Source organism: Cellulosimicrobium sp. SJTW-1 (assembly GCF_047716875.1).
GTDB lineage: Bacteria > Actinomycetota > Actinomycetes > Actinomycetales > Cellulomonadaceae > Cellulosimicrobium > Cellulosimicrobium funkei.
In genome coordinates this window covers 928,641-947,435 of record NZ_CP136680.1, presented here as the reverse complement: position 1 = coordinate 947,435, position 18,795 = coordinate 928,641, and the positions used below count along the sequence as shown (strand labels likewise).

24 protein-coding genes are annotated in these 18,795 nt (G+C 74.9%); all 24 read right to left on the bottom strand.

The window, feature by feature from the left end; genetic code table 11:
- Nucleotides 1-116 precede the first annotated feature (116 nt).
- The 24 genes from RSE42_RS04375 to fliS all read right to left on the bottom strand — a co-directional run bounded on the left by RSE42_RS04375 (nucleotide 117) and on the right by fliS (nucleotide 18,785).
- Nucleotides 117-1,250, bottom strand: a complete 1,134-nt coding sequence (locus RSE42_RS04375) for a flagellar biosynthesis protein FlhB (protein WP_076403286.1) — start codon at nucleotides 1,248-1,250, stop codon at nucleotides 117-119.
- The gene (locus RSE42_RS04370; protein ID WP_144721656.1) at nucleotides 1,250-2,002 is read right to left on the bottom strand and encodes a flagellar biosynthetic protein FliR; all 753 of its coding nucleotides are present in this window, start codon (nucleotides 2,000-2,002) and stop codon (nucleotides 1,250-1,252) included. The genes RSE42_RS04375 and RSE42_RS04370 overlap by 1 nt, the downstream gene beginning before the upstream one ends.
- 6 nt (nucleotides 2,003-2,008) lie before the next feature.
- Complete coding sequence (fliQ, locus tag RSE42_RS04365; RefSeq protein WP_021482560.1) at nucleotides 2,009-2,284, bottom strand: flagellar biosynthesis protein FliQ; 276 nt, start codon at nucleotides 2,282-2,284, stop codon at nucleotides 2,009-2,011.
- Nucleotides 2,285-2,286: 2 nt separating this feature from the next.
- Nucleotides 2,287-3,129, bottom strand: coding sequence for a flagellar type III secretion system pore protein FliP (gene fliP / locus RSE42_RS04360; protein ID WP_415297935.1), 843 nt, complete (start codon nucleotides 3,127-3,129; stop codon nucleotides 2,287-2,289).
- A complete protein-coding gene (locus RSE42_RS04355; protein WP_085388469.1) occupies nucleotides 3,126-3,737 on the bottom strand; it encodes a FliO/MopB family protein in 612 nt (203 codons plus the stop codon). Before RSE42_RS04355 ends, fliP begins: the two co-directional genes overlap by 4 nt.
- A 5-nt stretch (nucleotides 3,738-3,742) precedes the next feature.
- Nucleotides 3,743-4,447 carry a flagellar motor switch protein FliN gene (gene fliN, locus RSE42_RS04350; protein WP_034652790.1) on the bottom strand — a complete coding sequence of 235 codons (705 nt, stop codon included), beginning with the start codon at nucleotides 4,445-4,447 and terminating at the stop codon, nucleotides 3,743-3,745.
- A 3-nt stretch (nucleotides 4,448-4,450) separates the two neighbouring features.
- Complete coding sequence (locus RSE42_RS04345; RefSeq protein ID WP_061266698.1) at nucleotides 4,451-5,350, bottom strand: flagellar motor switch protein FliM; 900 nt, start codon at nucleotides 5,348-5,350, stop codon at nucleotides 4,451-4,453.
- A 66-nt stretch (nucleotides 5,351-5,416) separates the two neighbouring features.
- Nucleotides 5,417-6,310, bottom strand: a complete 894-nt coding sequence (locus RSE42_RS04340; protein ID WP_081600165.1) for a flagellar motor protein MotB — start codon at nucleotides 6,308-6,310, stop codon at nucleotides 5,417-5,419.
- On the bottom strand, nucleotides 6,310-7,083 hold the full coding sequence (locus RSE42_RS04335) for a motility protein A (protein WP_021483317.1): 774 nt from the start codon (nucleotides 7,081-7,083) through the stop codon (nucleotides 6,310-6,312). Before RSE42_RS04335 ends, RSE42_RS04340 begins: the two co-directional genes overlap by 1 nt.
- A gap of 3 nt (nucleotides 7,084-7,086) precedes the next feature.
- Nucleotides 7,087-7,398 (bottom strand): flagellar FlbD family protein, encoded by a 312-nt coding sequence (locus RSE42_RS04330; RefSeq protein WP_034652796.1) that lies wholly within the window; start codon nucleotides 7,396-7,398, stop codon nucleotides 7,087-7,089.
- Nucleotides 7,399-7,555: 157 nt separating this feature from the next.
- Nucleotides 7,556-8,737, bottom strand: a complete 1,182-nt coding sequence (locus RSE42_RS04325) for a flagellar hook protein FlgE (RefSeq protein WP_086149048.1) — start codon at nucleotides 8,735-8,737, stop codon at nucleotides 7,556-7,558.
- Nucleotides 8,738-8,752: 15 nt separating this feature from the next.
- Entirely contained in the window at nucleotides 8,753-9,241 is a 489-nt protein-coding gene (locus RSE42_RS04320) for a flagellar hook capping FlgD N-terminal domain-containing protein (protein WP_061266696.1), read from the bottom strand.
- Between the two features lie 13 nt (nucleotides 9,242-9,254).
- On the bottom strand, nucleotides 9,255-10,823 hold the full coding sequence (locus tag RSE42_RS04315; protein WP_415297934.1) for a flagellar hook-length control protein FliK: 1,569 nt from the start codon (nucleotides 10,821-10,823) through the stop codon (nucleotides 9,255-9,257).
- 11 nt (nucleotides 10,824-10,834) lie between these two features.
- Nucleotides 10,835-11,548 (bottom strand): C40 family peptidase, encoded by a 714-nt coding sequence (locus RSE42_RS04310; protein ID WP_415298827.1) that lies wholly within the window; start codon nucleotides 11,546-11,548, stop codon nucleotides 10,835-10,837.
- Nucleotides 11,549-11,550: 2 nt separating this feature from the next.
- Complete coding sequence (locus RSE42_RS04305) at nucleotides 11,551-11,985, bottom strand: flagellar export protein FliJ (RefSeq protein ID WP_415297933.1); 435 nt, start codon at nucleotides 11,983-11,985, stop codon at nucleotides 11,551-11,553.
- A complete protein-coding gene (locus RSE42_RS04300; RefSeq protein WP_232322819.1) occupies nucleotides 11,985-13,268 on the bottom strand; it encodes a FliI/YscN family ATPase in 1,284 nt (427 codons plus the stop codon). The genes RSE42_RS04305 and RSE42_RS04300 overlap by 1 nt, the downstream gene beginning before the upstream one ends.
- A 95-nt stretch (nucleotides 13,269-13,363) precedes the next feature.
- The gene (locus RSE42_RS04295) at nucleotides 13,364-14,014 is read right to left on the bottom strand and encodes a FliH/SctL family protein (protein WP_415297932.1); all 651 of its coding nucleotides are present in this window, start codon (nucleotides 14,012-14,014) and stop codon (nucleotides 13,364-13,366) included.
- Nucleotides 14,004-15,125 carry a flagellar motor switch protein FliG gene (gene fliG / locus RSE42_RS04290; protein ID WP_081600280.1) on the bottom strand — a complete coding sequence of 374 codons (1,122 nt, stop codon included), beginning with the start codon at nucleotides 15,123-15,125 and terminating at the stop codon, nucleotides 14,004-14,006. The genes RSE42_RS04295 and fliG overlap by 11 nt, the downstream gene beginning before the upstream one ends.
- Complete coding sequence (fliF, locus tag RSE42_RS04285; RefSeq protein ID WP_034652806.1) at nucleotides 15,122-16,750, bottom strand: flagellar basal-body MS-ring/collar protein FliF; 1,629 nt, start codon at nucleotides 16,748-16,750, stop codon at nucleotides 15,122-15,124. The genes fliG and fliF overlap by 4 nt, the downstream gene beginning before the upstream one ends.
- A 2-nt stretch (nucleotides 16,751-16,752) precedes the next feature.
- Nucleotides 16,753-17,082: a flagellar hook-basal body complex protein FliE gene (gene fliE / locus RSE42_RS04280; protein ID WP_043658833.1), complete on the bottom strand. Its 330-nt coding sequence runs from the start codon at nucleotides 17,080-17,082 to the stop codon at nucleotides 16,753-16,755.
- 5 nt (nucleotides 17,083-17,087) lie between these two features.
- Nucleotides 17,088-17,480 (bottom strand): flagellar basal body rod protein FlgC, encoded by a 393-nt coding sequence (locus RSE42_RS04275; protein ID WP_034652808.1) that lies wholly within the window; start codon nucleotides 17,478-17,480, stop codon nucleotides 17,088-17,090.
- A 1-nt stretch (nucleotide 17,481) separates the two neighbouring features.
- Nucleotides 17,482-17,826, bottom strand: a complete 345-nt coding sequence (locus RSE42_RS04270) for a flagellar basal body rod protein FlgB (RefSeq protein WP_021482579.1) — start codon at nucleotides 17,824-17,826, stop codon at nucleotides 17,482-17,484.
- A 229-nt stretch (nucleotides 17,827-18,055) separates the two neighbouring features.
- Nucleotides 18,056-18,373 (bottom strand): hypothetical protein, encoded by a 318-nt coding sequence (locus tag RSE42_RS04265; protein ID WP_409141401.1) that lies wholly within the window; start codon nucleotides 18,371-18,373, stop codon nucleotides 18,056-18,058.
- Nucleotides 18,363-18,785 (bottom strand): flagellar export chaperone FliS, encoded by a 423-nt coding sequence (gene fliS / locus RSE42_RS04260; RefSeq protein ID WP_021483132.1) that lies wholly within the window; start codon nucleotides 18,783-18,785, stop codon nucleotides 18,363-18,365. Before fliS ends, RSE42_RS04265 begins: the two co-directional genes overlap by 11 nt.
- Between the last annotated feature and the right edge of the window lie 10 nt (nucleotides 18,786-18,795).

Sequence of the window (18,795 nt, the reverse complement as noted above, 5' to 3'; positions counted from 1 at the left end):
GGTTCTTCACGCGGAACGCTGGTCCTTCCGGGTCCGGGGCGTCGGCGGCTGCTGACGCGACGTCCTATGCAGGTCGTGGCCGCCGCAGCGCGCGCCGACGGCTGGGCCGGGCGAGGTCATGCGGCCCGCGCGTCGTCGGCGGCGGGCCACTCGCCCGGCGCGATCGCCGGGCGGGCCATGCGGTGCGGGACGGACGAGGCCGCCGCGCCGCGGCGCGTGAGCGCCATGACGAACGCGAGGACGCGCGCGACGGCCATGTAGAGCTCGACGGGCACCTCCTGCCCGACGTCGCACGCCCGGTGCAGGGCGCGCGCGAGCGGGACGTCGCGGACCATCGGCACCCGCGACTCCTCGGCCTTCTCGCGGATGCGGGCGGCGACGTGGTCGGCGCCCTTCGCGACGACGCGCGGTGCGGAGCGTCCGGGCTCGTACCGCAGCGCGACGGCGACGTGGGTCGGGTTGACGACGACGACGTCCGCGTCGGCCACGGCGGCGATCATGCGGTTGCGCGTCATCGAGCGCGCCATCGACCGGCGCTGCGACTTCACGAGCGGGTCGCCGTCGGTGCTCTTGTTCTCGTCCTTGAGCTCCTTCTTGGTCATGCGTGTCTTCTTGCGGTTGCGACGCGCCACGACGAGCACGTCGAACAGCGCGAGCGTGAGGCCCGCCGCCGTCGCCCAGACCAGGAGCGAGCGCACGCCGGAGCCCGCCGCCTCGAGCAGCGAGGCGATCGGCAGGCCGCCCGCGGCCAGGAGGACCGGCATGAGGGACTGGACGACCGCGTAGAGCACGACGCCGACGACCGTCGTCTTGAGCAGGGCCTTGGCGCCGTTCCACAGCGCCTGCGCCCCGAACATCCGCTTGAGCCCGCTCATCGGGTTGAACTGGTCGGCCTCGGGCCTCAGCCGCTTCAGGTGCAGGCCGCCCTGCGCGACCGACGCGAGCAGCACGGCGACGGCGATCGCCCCGAGCAGCGGCAGCATGGTCGGCACCACGGAACCGAGCGCGTCCTGCGCGAGCTGGAGCGCGACCGCGGGCTCGGGGTTCTCGATCACGGTGCGCAGCGACAGCACTTGGTCGGTCGCGGCCCGTGCCGCGGCGCTCACGGTCAGCGGGATCACCGCGCCGGCGATCCCGACCCCGACCCAGGCCGTGAGGTCCTGCGACTTGCCGAGCTGGCCCTTGGACCGGACCTCCTTCATCTTCCGGTCGGAGGCCTGCTCGGTCTTCTCCTCGGTGGAGTCGGCCATCAGCCCACCCCGCCCATGCGCTCGACGGCCTCGGCCGTGAGCACCGAGACGACGTGCGGCAGCGCGACGAGCACGGTCCCGACGAGCGCGAGCGTGAGGAAGATCTTCAGCGGGAAGCCCATCGCGAACGCGTTGAGCGCGGGGGCGACCCGGTTGACCAGGCCGAGCCCGGCGTCGGCCAGGAAGAGCACGACGACGATCGGCCCGGCGATCTGCAGCCCCGCCACGAACGACCCGGTGAGGGCCTCGACGAACGACGCCGCCGGGACGCTGGCCAGGCCGCCCACCGGGACGGCCTCGTAGGAGCGGGCGAGGCCGAGCACCATCAGCTGGTACGCGTCGGAGACGAACATGAGCACGACCGCGAGGAGCGCGAAGAGGCGCGTGAACTGCGACCCGTTGACGTTCGTCTGGGGGTCGTACGCCATGCCGAGCGAGAACCCGCCGAACAGGTCGAGGTGGGCGCCGGCGGCGGTGATCGCCGAGAAGACGACCATGACGAGCGTCCCGAGCATCGCCCCCGTGACCGCCTCGGCGACGAGGTGCGCGAGGAACGTCGCGGTGCCGGTCGCCTCGTACCCGGGGGCGGCACGACCGGAGACCACGAGCCCGAGCGACACCGCGAGGATCGCGCGGACCTGGCGCGGGATGGCGTGGTGCGAGAACGGCGGCGCGATGGTCATGAACGCGGCCATGCGGACGCCCGCGAGCATCGTCGCCTGGAGCCACGCGAGGTCGATCTCGAGCTGCACGGGACGTCAGCCCCCGTTCAGCAGCGACGGGATGAGGTCGAACATCTCGTGCGTGAACGTCACCATCTCGCCGATCATCCAGTTGCCGCACACGACGAGCGCGACGGCGACCGCGAGCGCCTTGGGGACGAACGAGAGCGTGATCTCCTGGATCTGCGTGACGGACTGCACGATCGAGATGGCGAGCCCCACGACGAGCGACGTGACGAGCACGGGGGCCGCGAGCTTGGCGGCGAGGACGAGCGCCTGCGTGGCGACGTCGAGGACGGCGGCGGTCTCCACGGTCAACCCATCCCGTACGAGCCGATGAGCGAGGTCGTGATGAGACCCCACCCGTCGACGAGGACGAAGAGCAGCAGCTTGAACGGCAGCGAGATCATCGTGGGCGGCAGCATCATCATGCCCATGCTCATGAGGGCCGCGGCGACGACGAGGTCGATGACGAGGAACGGCACGAAGACGACGAACCCGATGATGAACGCGGCGCGGAGCTCCGAGATGACGAACGCGGGGACGAGCGTCGTGAGCGGGACGTCGACGGGGGTCGCCGGGTTCTCGAGGTCGGCGGCGCGCGTCATGAGCGCGAGGTCCTCCTCGCGCGTGTGGGCGAGCATGAACTCCCGCAGCGGCACGGCGCCCGCGTCGAGCGCCTGGCTGAAGGTCGTGGTGCCGTCGAGGTAGGGCTGGACCGCGGCGTCGTTGATCTCGCCGAACACCGGCCACATGACGAACAGCGAGAGGAACAGCGCGAGCCCGGCGAGGACCATGTTGGGCGGCACCGTGGCGGTGCCCAGCGCGTTCCGGGTCAGGGCGAGGACGACGAAGATCTTGGTGAACGACGTCATCATGAGCAGCAGCGTCGGCGCGAGCGACAGCAGCGTGATGCCGACCAGCGTCACGAGGGACGACGACGGCTCGCCGTTCGGCCCGTTGATCTCCACCGAGAGCGTCGACCCGCCGCCCTGCGGGTCGACCGGCTGGGTGGGCGGGGCCGGGTCGGTCGGGTCGACGACCGCGGCGCCCGCGTGGGGCGCGAGCAGGACGGTCGCGACCGCGACGAGGAGCAGGACCGCCCCGACGAGCACCGCGACGCGCAGCGCGCGGCGCGACGGGAGGGCGCGGGTCACCGGGCACCTCCTCGCACGACCCGCGCGGCCTTGCGCCACGTGTCGGGCGCGAGGAAGGTGCGCAGGGCGCTCGTCGGCACGGGCGGCGCGACGACGACGGCGGTCCCGGGGGTCCCGACCCGAGGCCCCGAGACGGCCGGGGGCGCGGCGGCGGGCGCGCCGGTGGGCACGTCGGTGGGAACCGAGCCGCGCTCGCCGTTCCACGCCGGGGCGTCCCCGTTCGCGGGCGGCTGCGCGAGCCACAGCCGTGCCGCGGTGACGGCGTCGTCGAACGACGGCTCGTCCGAGGTCGGAGCACCGGGCGTCGCGTCCGCGGCGGTGACCGCGGTGACCGCGGTGGGCGGGACGTCGGACGGGACGGGTGTCGGGCCGTCGATGACGGTCACGGACGACTCCGTCACGCCGAGGAGGTACCGCCGGCCCCCGGCCTCGAGCAGGACCGCGGCGCTCTTCTGCGACAGCCCCTGGCGCGCGACCACGGTCAGCTGCTCCTGGCGCCCGCGCGGCGCGGAGCGCGAGGTCTTGCTCGCGACGCGGTACGAGACCCACAGGAGCCCGAGCACGACCGCCAGCGAGAAGGCGACGCGCAGCACGGTGGTGACGTCCATGCCGGTCAGTCGTCCGCGTCGAGGATCTTGGTGATGCGCACCCCGTAGTCGCCGCCGTCGACGACCACGACCTCGCCCTTGGCGATCGTGCGCCCGTTGAGCTGCACGTCCGCCGGCGCCCCGGCGGACCGGTCGAGCTCGACGACGGCGCCCGGCTCGAGGCTGAGCACGTCCCGCACCGGCATCCGGGTGCGGCCCACGATCACGGAGAGGCGCATCTCGACGTTGGAGATGCGCGCGAGCCGCGCGCCGGTCACGGCCTCGTCGGGCAGGCTCTGGAGCGCGCGGCGCGTGCGCACGACGAACCAGCCCGCCGTCGGGCCGTCGTCCGTGGAGAGCTCGAACACGACGGACTCCGGGTCCTCGAAGAGCGCGGTCGCGTCGGCGACGCGCACCTCCCCGAGCACGCCGACGCCGGTGGTCGCCCCCGCGGCCTCCAGGGCGGGGCGCAGGACGTCGGTGACGTCGAGCGCCGCCTCCTGGGAGGCGTCGGCGAGCGCGTCCTGGTCGATGAGTGCGAGCGCGAGGTCGGTGCCGGAGTCCCCCACGTACGAGGCGACGACCGCCCGCGCGGCCTGCGGGCCGACGGGGGCGCCGCCGCGCAGGGCCGCGCGCAGCGGGGTGCTGGTCGGGACGAGCTCGACGAGCGCGTGGGCGGCGGCCGACGCGGCCTCGACGACGGACTGCTCGACCGGGGTGGCGGTGCTCATGGGTCAGTTCTCCTCGGTGGTGACGATGCGGCAGGCGAGGCGGGAGCCGGACGAGCCGACGGCGCCGCGGGCCAGGACGTGGCCGTCGACGATGACGTCGAGCGGGCGGGACTGGGCGTGGGGGACGTGCACGACGTCGCCGACGGCGAGGTCCAGCACCTCGGTCGGCGTCATGGACGCGCCGGTGAGCTCGACGGTGACGTCGACGAGCGAGCGCGCGACGTGCTGGCGCGTGCGCCGGGTCGCGTCGGCGGGGTCGTCCGCCGGGTTGGCCTCGCCGAGGTGCGGCAGCAGCGCGACCGACGGCACGGCGAGGGTCGCCCGGCACGCGCGCTCGCCGACGCGGAGGTCGAGCTCGGCGACGATCATGAGCTCGGCGGTCGGGGCGGCCTGGGCGAACTGTGAGTTGTGCTGGATCGACGAGATCCGCAGCGGGTTCTCGAGGAGCCGGCCCATCGAGTGGCGCAGGTCGCGCAGCGTCTCGGTGAGCAGCGACGTCACGAGCGTGCGCTCGACGTCGGTGAACTTGCGGTCGACGACCGGGATGCTCGGTCCGGCGCCGAGCATGTGGGCGATCCACGTGAGGGCGTCCGTGTGCGGGAACTGCAGGACGGCGCGCGGGCCGATCCCCTCGAGCTCGCACACGACGAACGTCGTCGTCACGGGCAGCTCGGCGACGTAGTCGTCGTAGGTGCGCATCGCGACCGCGGCGAGGTTGACCTGGCTCACGACCCGCACGCGGGCCGTGAGCTGCGTGCCCCACTGGCGCGCGAAGCTCTCGAACGCCATCTCGAGGATGCGGTGGTGCTCGCGGACGAGCGTCGTCGGGCGGCGGAAGTCGTAGACCTCGACCTTGCGGCTCGGTGCGGGCTGCTGGACCCGCTCGGGTGTCGTCGTGCTCACGACCGCTCCTATGCGGGCGCGCACGACGCGAGCCTGCGCGACGCCGCGCAGGCTCGACGGACCGCGTCACTCCCCCGGTGCGCCCGCCTCTCCCGCCGTCTCGGCGGCCCGCGCGAGAGCCCGCGCGTCCGCCTCCGCGGCCGGGACGTCCGCCGCGCTGAGCTGCCCCGAGAGCACCTGCGGGATGAGCGCGCGCACGGCCTCCGGCGCGGACGAGAGCACCATGATGTCGACGCGGCGGTTCGTCGCGAGCGCCTCGGGGCTCGTGCCCTCGGCGAGCGGGCGCGCCGAGCCGAAGCCCACCGCGGCGATCCGGTGCTCGGCGAGACCGTCCTGCTCGACGAGGTGGCGCAGCACCGCGGTGGCGCGCGACGACGACAGCTCCCAGTTCGACGGGAAGACCGACGTCACGGTCGAGGTGTAGTCCGCGTTGCCCTCGATGCGGATCTCGTGCGCGGTCGGCGCGAGCGCCGGGCCCACGACGTCGAGCACCGCCCGCGCCTCCTGCGTGAGGTCCGCGCTCCCGGGCGAGAAGAACGTGTCCGCGGACACGAGCCGCACGGTCAGCCCGCGCTCGTCGATGTCGAACCGGACCGTGTCGGACCGCCCGTGCGCGGCGAGGTCGCGGGCCATCGCGTCGCGCAGCGCCGAGAGGTCCGACACCTCGTCGAGCGCGCGCTCGAGGTCCGTCTCGACGTCGACCGGCTCCTTGGCCGGGTTCTCGACGACCTCCTCGACGACCGCGGCGTCCTCGACGTTGCCGAAGCCCTCCGCGAGGGAGGACTTCAGCTCCTGGTACTTGCCCTGGTCGACCGAGCTGATGGCGAACAGGACGATGAACAGGCACATGAGGACGGTCACCATGTCCATGTACGACACCATCCAGCGGCCGGAGCCGCCCGTGTCGTGCCCGCCACCGCCGCCCCCGCCCCCGTGGCCGCCCCTGCGACGCCGCGCCATCAGGCGGCCTTGTCCTCGGGCAACGACCACTCGGGGACCATCGTCTTGAGCCGCTCGTCGATGACCCGGGCGCGCGAGCCCGCCTGGATCGACATGTAGCCCTCGAGGAGGACGTGGAGCCGCTCGATCTCGAGGTCGGACAGGCGCTTGAGCTTCGCGCCGATGGGCAGCCAGATGAAGTTGGCGGAGAGGATGCCCCACAGGGTCGCGATGAACGCCGCGGCGATCATGTGCCCGAGCTTCTCGGGCTCGGACAGGTTCTCCAGCACGTGGGTCAGCGAGACGACGGTGCCGACGATGCCGATCGTGGGGGCGTAGCCGCCGATCGCGTTGAAGAAGTCGTACGCGACGGCGTCCTCGCGGGCCTTGGTCTCGATCCGCTCCTCGAGCAGGGTGCGCAGCTGCTCGGCGTCCGAGCCGTCGGCGAGCGACTGCAGCGCGCTGCGCTGGAACGGGTCGTCCGTCTTCTGGGACTCGGCCTCGAGGGCGAGCAGGCCGCCGTCGTTCTGGACGATCTCCGCGGCCCGGACCACCTCCTCGATGGCCTCCGCGGGACGGGGCGCCTTGCCCGTGAACGCGCGCGGCAGCGTCTTGAAGGCCCGGACCGAGTCCTTGAGCGTCCCCGACGCGACGGCGGCGAAGATGCTCGCCCCGAACACGAGGATGATCGGTGCCGGGAGCAGGATCGAGGTGATCTGCGACCCCTCGAGGTACACCATCGCGATGAGCGAGCCGAACGCGACGAGGATGCCGATGATGGTTGCGGGGTCCATGGCCTACTTCGTCCTCGTGTCGGGCAGGGGTGCGAGGGCGACCGGGCGGTCGCCGGGGGCGGGGGCGTCGTCGGGCGCGGACCGGACGACCTCGAGCGGCGCGCGCTCGGCGGGGGCGGGCAGGGAGCGCGCGAGCGCGAGCACGCGCGCCTTGTGCTCCTCGACGAGGCGGATCACGACCTCCATGGGCTCGGTCACGATGTAGCGCGAGCCGTCGATGAGCGTCACGCGCGTGTCCGGGTTGGTCTCGACGCGGGCCACCAGGTCCGCGTTGATCGCGATGCGCTCGGAGCTGAAGCGCGTGAGGACGATCACGGCTCTCCCTTCGGGTGGGACGGGTCCGGGTCAGGTGCGGACGGGTTCGGGACGGAGGTGCGGGTCGGGGGTCGGTGCGGGGTCCGGTCCGGGGTTCGGTCCGGGGTGCGGTGGGGTGCCTCCCGGTCGGGCCGGGAGGCACCCCATAGCGCCCGGGTCAGCGCTTGAGGTTGACGAGCTCGGTGAGCACCTCGTCGGACGTCGTGATCACGCGCGAGTTCGCCTGGAACCCGCGCTGCGACACGATGAGGTTGGTGAACTCCTGCGAGAGGTCGACGTTCGACATCTCGAGAGCGCCCGCGGTGATCGAGCCGAGGCCCGGGTCGCCCGCGGCGCCGACCAGCAGGTCGCCCGAGTACTGCGTCGCCGCGAAGAGCGAGTCGCCCGCCTTCTCGAGCCCGCCGGCGTTGGTGAACGTCGCGAGCGCGACCTGGCCGAGGACCTCGGTCCGGCCGTTCGAGTAGCGGCCGACGATCGAGCCGTCGCCGGAGACGGAGTACGACGTGAGCGACCCGGCGGCCCCGCCGTCCTTGCTCGCGACGGCGACGTTGGACAGCCCCGCGTACGAGGTGAGCCCGTCGAGGCCGACCGTCACGCCGCCGACGGCGAGGGACCCGCCGCCGGTCAGGGCGCCGCCGGTGAACGTCAGGGCCTGCGGGCCGGCGAGCGTGGCGCCGGTCGCGCCGTCCCGGGCGCTCACGGACCAGCCGCCGCCCGCGGCCGTGAAGACGAGCGAGAGCTTGCTGGCCCGGCCCGCCGCGTCGAAGACCTCGACGTCGCGCACGAGCTCGGTGCCGTCCGCCGCGTCCGAGGGCAGGTTGCCCCCGAACGTCACGCCCGTGGTCGCGCGGGGCGGGATGACGTCCCCGACGGGGATCGTGAGGTTGCCGAGCGGGCTGCTCGTGTTCACCACGCCGTCGGTGGCGGTCCAGCCCTGGACGAGGTCGCCGCTCGCGTTGACGAGCCGGCCCGCGCCGTCGAACGTGAACCCGCCGTTGCGCGTGTAGTACGCCTGGCCACCCCGCTCGACGACGAAGAACCCGTCGCCGTCGATCATGAGGTCGGTCGGGACGCCCGTGGTCTGCGCGGCGCCCTGCGTGAACTGCGTCGTGATGGCGGCCGTCGTGACGCCGAGGCCGATCTGCGCGGGGTTCGCGCCGCCGACCTGCTGGTCCGGCGCGACACCCGCCGCGACGAGCTGGGACAGCGTGTCCTGGAACTGGGTGCGCGAGGACTTGAAGCCCGTCGTGTTGACGTTCGCGATGTTGTTGCCCGTGACGTCCAGCATGTTCTGGTGGGCGCGCAGGCCGGAGATTCCGGTGTTGAGGGAGCGGAGCACGAGAGTCCTTTCGGGTCAGGCGGCGGAGCTGCCGTGGTCGTCGGTGGCGCCGTCCGTGGCTGCCGGGGTCCCGGTGGCATCCGTGCTGACCGAGGAGGTGACGGCGGAGACGTGGTCGAGGTCGACCGTCACCCCGCCGATCGTCACGGTGGGTACCGCGTCGCGGTACGACACCGCGGTGGCGGTGCCCGTGTGCTCGACGCCGTCGGCGTCGAGGTAGGAGACCTTGTTGCCCAGGAGGTCGGCGGCCGACTGACGCATCTGGAGCGCGAACGACTCCTCGACGAGCCCGCTCATCCGCGTGAGCGCCTCCATCATGGCGAGCGACGTCGTCTGCGAGACGATCTCGCCCGTGTCCATGGAGCTGGACGGGTCCTGGTTGCGCAGCTGGGTCACGAGGAGCCCGAGGAAGAGCTCGCTGTCGTACTCCTGCTTGGGCGCGCGCACGCTCTTCGTGGCATACATCGATGCCGGCGCCGGCGCGCTCACGGGTTCGACGGGCACGTGGTTCCTCTCCTCAGACGAGGACGTCGAGGCGCCGGGCGGCGCCGTACGTCCTGCCGACCACTGTCGGCTCGGTCTCGGGCTCGGTGGCCCCTCGGTGCGGGCGGCCCGGGCCGTGGTCGCGCGCGCCGGGCTCCTGCGGGTCGCGACGTGCGCCGGACCCGTCGGCGGTGGCACCGCGGCCGTCCCGACCGTCCCCGGCCGCGGCCGGTGCTCCCGCGTCCGCGACGGTGACCGACGACGCCCCGCCCGCGATGCCCGCGAGGTCGCGCCGCAGGTCGGCGACGATGGCGCGCAGCGCCTCGCGGCCCGTGTCGTGCGGCGCGTAGAGCTCGATGCGCAGGTCACCGCCCGCGACGTGCGCGCGGACCGTCACGGGCCCGAGGTTCTCGGGCGTCACGGAGAGCGTGAGCACGTGGTCGCCGTCGCCCGCCTCGGCGAGCCGGACGACGGGCCCGGTGACCTGGGCGTGCAGCGGCTGTGCCGGGTGCGACGCCGCCGCCGGGGCGGTCACCGCGGGCGCGCCGGCGGCGGCCGGTGCGGCGGGGGTCGGGACGGGCGCGGCGGCGAGGAGCTCCGCGGAGGCCCGCGGCGCGGCCTCCGGCGCGAGGGCCGTGCCCTCCGGGCCGGTCGGGGCCGGGGCCGTCACGCCGTCCGCCTCCCCCGGTGCAGGAGCGACGGCGAGGCCCCCGGGGTTGGTCTGCGCGGCGGGGACCGGCGCACCCGGTGCGGCGGGGACCGGACCCGGCGGCGGGGTCGTGCTCGTCCCGGCCCCGGGCCCGGCGCTCGCCAGGGATCCGGCCGTGGCGACGGCCTCTCCGGCAGCACCGCTCGCCCGCGTCGCGGCGGGCACGGTCGCCGGGCCGGCCGCCGTCGCCGTCGGGTCGGACGACCACGGCGCACCGGTCGGCCTCCGAGCCTCGCCCAGGCCGGCTGCTGAGGCGGTGCCGACCGCAGTGGCTGTGCCGGCCGCCGGGGCTGCGCCGGGTGCCGAGGTTGTGCCGGGTGCGCCCGGGCGGTCGGCCGTGGCCGGAGCGGGCGCACCCGGCGCCGCTGTGGCGTCGGCCGACGGCGCCGCGCCCGCCGGGCCGTGCGCGTCGCCGGCCGCCGCGTCGTCCGCCACGGCGGCGGGCGCCGTGCCGTCCGGCGTGGCCGTGACGGCGAGCGCGCCGTCGAGGCCGACGGGCGGCGCGTCGGGGAGCACCGGCAGGCCCGGCAGGCCGACGGGCACGGGCGGCCCGGCGGGCTGGTCGTCCGCGGCGGTCGCGCCGTCCGCCGAGGAGTCGGCGCCGGGGGGCCCCGCGGTCGCGGGCCCGTCGGTCGAGGACCCGTCGGTCGAGAGCCCGGCGGTCGAGGTGCTGTCGTTCGAGGACCCGGCGACGCGCGTGCCGTCGTCGACGGCCCGGTCGGCAGGGGTGCCGCCGGGAAGCCGCGCGGGCTCGGGGCGGCTGCGGGCCGCCTCGCCGAGCGCGGCGTCGAAGCTGCGGCCGAACGCGTCGGCCGACGCTCCGGACGCCGCCCGGGGCCGCGCCGTCGTGGCCGGTGCCGGAGCCGCGACCAGGGCGTTCGTGGTCAGGGTCATCGTGGTCCTCCTCAGCCGATCACGCGGCGGACGGTCGTCACGGAGGCGTCGGTGACGTCCGTGATCTCGACGGTGCGGCCGGGCTTGGGCGCGTGGATCATCTGCCCGTCACCCACGTAGATGCCGATGTGCTTGCCCCCGCGCTGCACCACGAGGTCGCCGGGGCGCGCCTCGGCGAGCGAGCCGACCTCGGTCCCCTGGCGCATCTGGTCGCGCGCGACGCGCGGCAGGTCGACGCCGTGCGCGGAGTACACGAGCTGGACGAGGCCCGAGCAGTCGAGACCGCCCTCGCCGAGGCTCTCGCCGCCCCACACGTACGGCACGCCGAGGTACTGGCGCGCCGTCTCGACGACCGACCGTCCCGCCACGCCGTCGGTCGCGCCGTCCGGCGCGGTCGCCGGGCCGACCGGCGCCGCGGGCGCCGCCGGCACGACGGCCGCCCCCGCCGCGGCGCCCGGCGACGCCCCCGCCCCGAACAGCGCGCTGCGCGCGAGCTCGTCGGCGCCCGTCGCCCCGGACAGCGTGCCGAGCAGGCGCCCGACCACGTCCGAGCCGGTGCCCGCCGCGCCCGTCGTCGGCAGCGCCGCGAGCGCCGAGAGCGCCGACGCGAAGTCGGTCGCGCTCGTGGACGGTGCCGCCGTCGACCGGCCGGGGGCGGTCACGACGTCGTGCAGCGCGACGATCTCCGTGCGGATCTCGCCCACGCGGGCGAGCGCCTGGGTCATGCTCACGTCGTCGACCCCCCGGCCGTCGTGCGCCGCGCGGCCGAGGCGATCTCGTCGAGCGCGGCCTGGTCGGCGCGACCTTCCGCGCGGGCCGTCTCGGCGTCGTGCCGCTCCTCGAGCTTCTCGAGGCCCAGCGCGGCGGCGCGGGCGCGCGCGAGCTCGGCGCGCGCCTCGTCCACGGCGTGCGCGCGCACGCGCTCCTCGGACTCGAGCACGGAGAACAGCGCGCTCGCCGCGGCGCGCGAGGCCGCGAGACCGGACAGGGCCGCGCTCGTCGTCGGGCGCTCGGGCGAGGCGTCGAGGTAGGCGGCGAGACCGCCCGCCTCCTCCACGGTGCGCGCGAGGTCCGCGTGCGCGCTCGCGAGCGCCGCTTTGGCGCCGTCCTCCTCGAGCCGACGCAGGCGCAGCACGCCCGCGAGCCGGAACTTCCCCGCCATCAGTCCTCCCCTCCGGCCAGCACCTGGGTGAGCCGCGTGAGGCGCGCCCACGACTCCTCGGCCGGCGTCCTGTCGGTCATGACCTGCTGCAGGAAGGCGTCGATCGCCCCCTGGTGCTCGAGGCTCGCGTCGACGAGCGGGTCGGTGCCCTTCTTGTACGCCCCGATGTCGAGGATGTCCTGGGCCTTGCGGCGCGCCGCGAGGACCCGGCGCAGCGTGAGCGCGACCGACCTCTGCTCGGGCGTGGTCACGCGCGACGCGACGCGCGAGACCGACGCGAGCGCGTCGACCGCCGGGTAGTGGCCCGAGACGGCGATGGACCGGTCGAGCACCACGTGCCCGTCGAGGATCGAGCGCGCCTGGTCGGCGATCGGCTCGTTGTGGTCGTCGCCGTCGACGAGGACGGTGTAGATCCCGGTGACGGAGCCCGTCGCCGCGGTGCCCGCGCGCTCGAGCAGGTTCCCCATGAGGGAGAACGTCGACGGCGGGTAGCCGCGCGTCGCGGGGGGCTCCCCCACGGACAGCCCGATCTCGCGCTGCGCCATGGACACGCGCGTGAGGGAGTCCATCATGAGGACGACGTGCGACCCGGCCTCCCGGAACGACTCGGCGATCCGGGTCGCCGTGAAGGCTGCGCGCCGGCGCATCATCGCGGGCTCGTCGGAGGTCGCGACGACGACGACCGACCGGGCCAGGCCCTCGGGGCCGAGGTCGTCCTCGAGGAACTCGCGCACCTCGCGCCCGCGCTCGCCGACGAGCGCGATGACCGACACCTCGGCGTCGGTCCCGCGCGCGACCATCGACAGCAGCGACGACTTGCCGACGCCCGAGCCGGCGAACAGCCCGATGCGCTGCCCCCGGCCGAGCGTGGTGAGCGTGTCGAGGACCCGCACGCCGGTCTGGAGCGGCGTGTCGATGCGCGCCCGCTCCATCGCGGCGGGCGCGTCCGCGTCCACGGGCACGCGGGGCGCGCGCCCGAGCGGGCCGCGCCCGTCCACGGGGCGGCCGAGCGCGTCGACCACGCGGCCGAACAGCCCGCGCCCGGTCGGGACGAGGACCCCGGTGCCGCGCGTGCGCACCGGGTCGCCCGCGCGGACACCGGAGAGCCGGCCGAGCGGCATGCAGCGCGCCCTGCCCTCGGCGGTCGCGACGACCTCCGCGTCGAGGGGGTGCGGGCCGTCGCCGACGTGGACGAGGTCGCCGATGCCGCAGCTCAGGCCCGCGACCTCGAGGCTCAGCCCGACGGCCGACGTCACGACGCCGACCCGCTCGGGCCGCGCCACCGCGACGAGGGACTCGAGCGCGGGCGGGCGGGAGTGCGGGCGGGACGCGCCCGCCGCGGTGCGCGTGCTCGGGACGGCCGAGCCGACCGGGGCCGTCACGACGACCCTCCGGACGCGCCGGGTCCGGCGTCGGGCGTGAGGTCGGGCCCGACGTCGAGCAGCGCCAGCTCGGCCCGCGCCCGGTCGACGGCGGCGCGCACGCGCGCGTCGAGGAAGCCGTGCTCGAGCTCCGCGACGGCGTCGCCGCGGTCGAGCGACGCGTCCGCGACGAGGCGCACGTCGTCGACCCCGGCCTCGGTCAGCAGGCTCACGTCGTCGGGGTGCAGCCGCACGGCGACGACCGCGCCGTCGGCGACGGCCGTCGCGCGCGCGAGGGCCGCGCGGGCGGCCCCCGGCCGGTCGGTGAGCTCGTACCCGAGGACCGACCCCGCGAGGTCGAGCGCGCCCCGGACCGTGGCGTCCTGCGCCGCGGCGACGACGGGGACCGTCCGCTCGCCGAGCGCCCGGGCGGCCTCGCGCAGGACGGCGACCGCGCGCGCGGTCCGCTCGTCCCGCTCGGCGGTGCGCCGTGCGTGGTCCGCCTCGAGCGCGGCGCGCAGGTGCTCCGCCTCGTCGCGGGCCGCGCGGGCCCCGGCCGCGTAGCCGGCGGCGTACCCGCGGGCCGACGCCGCCGCCTCGACCTCCGCGACGCGGTCGCTGCGCAGGACCGGCACGGCCCGCGGCACGAAGGAGGCGTCAGTAGACAAGCTCGTCCCCGTCCGTGCGGTGGATCGTGATCTTCTCGTCGGCCTCGAGGTTGCGGACGACGCGGACGATCTCCGCGCGCGCCTCCTCGACCTGGCTGATGCGCACCCCGCCCAGCCCGGCGACCTCCTCCTCCAGCAGCGCCCGGTTGCGCTCGGAGATGTTCTTCGTGATCGTCTCGACGACCTTGGCGGTCGTGCCCTTCATGGCGAGCGCGAGCACCGACATCTCGACGCCGCGCAGGATGATCTGCACGTCGCGCGCCTCGAACGAGGCGATGTCCTCGAAGGTCAGCATGCGCGAGCGGACCTCCTCGGCGAGCTGCGGGTCGCGGGCCTCGAGCCCTTCGAGGACCGCCTTCTCGGTGGCGCCGTCGGAGCGGTTGATGATGTCGACGAGCGGCTGGACGCCGCCGAGGATCTCGACCGGCTGGCGCGGGGTGATGCTCGCGCCCATGCGGGTGCGGAACTGCTCCGACACGATCTTCACCGCGTCGGGCGACGCGGTGCCCATGGTCGCGAGCGCCTGCGCGACGTCGGTGCGGTAGTCGTCGGCCAGCTTGGCGAGCACCGCGGACGCGACGCCCGAGCTGAGGTGCGCGAGGACGAGCGCGACGGTCTGCGGGTGCTCGCCGTCGAGCAGGGACACGATCTGTCCCGGCTCGGTGCCGTCGAGGTACTCGAACGCCTTGCCCTGCATGCTCGCGACGAGGCGCTCGACGACGTCGGCCGCCCGGTCGGCGCCCATCGACGCCTCGAGCAGCCCGACGGCGAAGTCCTTGCCCCCGCGCGGGCGCGGCGTGCCGGACAGCGCCATGTCGTAGAACTCGTCGAGGGCCGCGACCGCCAGCTCCTCGTCCACCACCTGGGTGCGCATGATCTCGGCGGCGACCTCGGAGGCCTCCTCCTCGGAGAGCAGCGACAGGACCGTCGCCGCCCGCTCCTGGCTGAGCTGCATGAGCACCAGGGCGACCTTCTGCACCCCGCTCATCGCGGCGACCTTGCGCGCGGCCTCGGTCGCGAGCGCCGCGGCGGCGGGGTCGAGGGCGGCCGCCAGGCCGGCGGCGCCGGTGCCCGCGGGCGCCGTCTCCGGCGGTGCCGTCGTGACGCTCATCGCTGCGCCCCCGCCCGGTCCTCGGCGAGCAGCACCCGCAGGTACTCGGCCGTCTTGTCGGGGTCGGTCGCCGCGAGCGCGTCGATCTCGGCCCGACGCTGGTCGAGGCTCGTGAACCGCGGGGTCGGCGGCTGGATCTCCGGCCGCTCGGGCACGGGCTCGAGCTCGCCCTGACCGCCGCCGGACAGGAGCGCCGGGTGCTCGTCGTCGCGGTCGAGCTCGTGCAGGGTCGTCATGCGGAGGTCCTCGAGGTCGACCGTCTCGCGCCGCTCGCGGCGACGACGGGCGCGCCGCACGGCCACGAGCACGATCACCAGGGCGATGAGCACCCCGGCGACGACCGCCGCGGTGCGCAGCATCTGCGCCCGGCTCTCGGCGGCGGCCGCCTCCTCCGCCGCGGCGAGCGCGGCCTGGGCCGACTCCGCGGCGCCCGTGTCGAACGGCAGCACCGCGACCTCGACGGTGTCCCCGCGCTCGGCGTCGATCCCGGCGGCGGCGGAGACCATCGCGGTGATGGCGGCCGTGTCCATCCCCCGGGCCACCTCGGCGTCGAGCGCGACCGACACGGCCTGCCGGGTCAGCGCGCCGGCGGGCGTCGTCGTGGTCTCGGTGACCTTGTCGATCGCGTTGTTGCGCGTGGCGTCCTCGGACGTGTAGCTGCTGTCCGCGCCGGCACCGCCCGGGACGGCGATGTTGTCCGGGCCGAGCACCCCCGCCGTACCCCCGGCCCCGCCGGTGTACTCCTCGGTCGTCGTGGACTCGTTGAGGACCGGGCCGCCCTCCGGGGTGCGGAACGTCTCCTCGAGCCGCTCGGAGCTCGCCACGTCCATCTGGGCGGTGACGGCGACGGTCGAGTTCCCCGCGCCGACGACGCGGTCGAGCATCGCCTGCACCTGCCCGGAGACCTTCTCCTCGTACTGCCCGGCCTGCTCGCCCGACGACCGCGCCCCGACGCCGACCTCGGAGAGCACCTCGCCCTGCGCGTCGACGACCGCGACGTCGGTGGGCGCCATGCCGTCGATCGACGCCGAGACGAGGTGGACCATCGCCTCGACCTGCTCGGTCGTGAGCTTCTGGCCCCGGGCGGGAGCGACGAACACCGACGCGGTCGGGGTGCCCTGCTCGGCCGCGAAGACCGTCTCCTCGGGGATCGCGAGCTGGACGGTCGCCGTCTCGACGCCGTCCATCGCGGAGAGGGTGCGGGCGAGCTCGCCCTCGAGCGCGCGCTTGTACGTCACGTCCTGCTGGAACTCGCTCGACGTGACGCCCATCTCGTCGAGCAGCGAGTAGCCGCCCGTCGACTCGTCGGCGGGCAGGCCGGCCGTCGCGGCCGCGAGCCGCTGCTCGTAGACCCGCTCCTCGGGCACGAGCACCGTGCCGCCGCCGTCGGTCAGCTCGTAGGGCACGCCCTGCGACCGGAGCTGGTCGACGATCGCGGCGGCGTCCGCGCTCGACATGCCGGAGAACAGGGGCGTGTAGCTGGGGCGCGACGCCCACGACACGAGCGCGACGATCCCGACCACGAGGATCGCGAGGGCGAGCAGCGCGAGCGTGCGCTGGGCGATGGTGAAGTCGCGGACGGCGCCGAACGCGCGGCCGAACGTCGACCTGATCTTCTCGGGCATCGTCAGGCCTGCATCCTCATGATCTCGTTGAACGCGTCGACCGCCTTGTTGCGCACGGCGGCGACGAGCTCGAGGGTCGTCTGGGCACGGGTGGAGGCGATGGTCGCCTGGTGGACGCTCTCGAGGTCGCCCGTGACGGCGGCGATCGCCAGCTCGTTCGCGGCGCCCTGGAGCTGCTGCGTGCTGTCGACCGCGCCGCCCAGCACGTCGGCGAAGGCGCTCGCGCCCGCGGCACCGGTCGACCCGGTCGCGGCGGCGGCGGTCGCGGAGAGGCTCTCGACGCCGGTGAGGTACCCGGTGCCGGTCGTGGCCTCGACGGAGGGGATGGGCATGAGGATCACTTCCCGATCTGGAGTGCTGCTTCGTAGGCCGTCTTCGCGCGGTCGATCACGGCGGCGTTCGCCTGGTAGCCGCGCTGGGCGAGGATGAGGCTCCCCATCTGCTCGGACATGTCGATGTCCGGGTAGCGCACGTAGCCGTCCTCGTCCGCGAGCGGGTGGTCCGGCTCGTACGTGAGCCGACCCTCCGCGCTCCCCCACGCCGCCCCGGCGACGTACGCGCCGGGGTTCTTCTCGCCGCCCTCGGTGGCGAGGACGTAACGGGCGCGGAACGCCGCGTCGTCGGTCGACGTGACGGTGTTGACGTTGGCGAGGTTGTCCGCGACGGCGTCGAGCCACTTGCGGTGCAGGGTGAGGCCGGTGCCGGCGATGCCGAGAGCGTCGTTGGTCATGTCAGGCCGTCCGCATCGCCGCGCGCAGGGCGGCGGCCTCGCCGCCGACGGCCTGGGTCGCGAACTGGTAGCGCAGGACGGTGTCGACGTTCGAGACGGTCTCGGTGTCGAGGTTGACGTTCGAGCCGTCGAGCCGGGTCGGCTCGAGCGAGCGGTCGACGGTGAAGGCGGTGCGCCGGGCGTCGCCGTCGGCGACGGAGGCCGCCAGCGCCTCCTCGAACTGCACCCGCTTCGCGGTGTAGCCCGGGGTGTTGATGTTGGCGACGTTCTCGGCGATGGCGCTCTGCCGGGCGGACAGCCCGTCCAGCGCGCTCTGGATCGCTACGGAGGTGACGGAGTCGAACACGGTCGCGGATTCCCCACGTCGTCGGTGTCGGCCGTCCGATGGCCTGCGGGGGGAGCGGTCCGTGCTCACCCTGAGCTGCCGACGACCGAGGGGCCGCCGTGCGTCGTGCGCGCGCAGCGGGGACGTGTGCTGCGCGGTCGGTCGTGTGCTCACCCGACCCCTATGCAGGGTCGCGACGTGTGAGCCGCACTCGCCCGGGAGCGCCGCCGGGCCGGAGGTGTCGCGGGGGTCAGGCGCTCACGTCGAGGTACGCCGCCGCGGTCGAGTCGTGGGCGCGCGGCACGCACGTCAGGGCACGGGAGTGCCGCCGGTTCTCCACGATGGCGGCGTGCAGGCGGTCCACGACGTCGGCCTGGCGGACCAGGACCTCGAGCGCGCGGTCCACGAGCTCGGCCGGGAGCCGCCCCAGCCCGGTCGGAGGGGTCCACGCGGCCAGGTGGGCGACGGCCGTCTCGCCGGCGTGCTCGCCGGCGACCGACGCCATCGCGTCGAGCTCGTCGAGGGCACTGGCCCAGGCCGTGAGCGTGCCCGCGCGGTCAGGCGACACCGGTCGCTCCGCCGCCGTGCGCCGCGGCGCTCCCGTGCCCGGCGGGCAGCACCTCCGCGGCCTGGCGCCACGTCTCCTGGAGCGGCACGACGATCTCGAGGACCTCGTGCGTGCGCCCGATGTCGCGGTGGACGTTCGCGGCGACCAGCGCCTCGTGGACGTAGACGTAGAGGGCCATGAGGTCCTCGGCGCCGTCCCAGACCGTGGTGTCGAGCGAGCCCATGAGCTCGGCCACGATCGCCTGCGCGTGCAGGAGCTGCTCGGACGCGGCGGCCCACCGCTCCTCGCCCTGCGCGGCCTCGGCCCGGCGCAGGTCGAGCACGAGACGGTCGTAGAGCAGGGTCAGCAGGCGCGCGGGGGACGCGGTGAGGATGGCGTCGCGCCCGTAGGCGCTCCGGGCGAGGTGGGTCACGGCGGTTCCT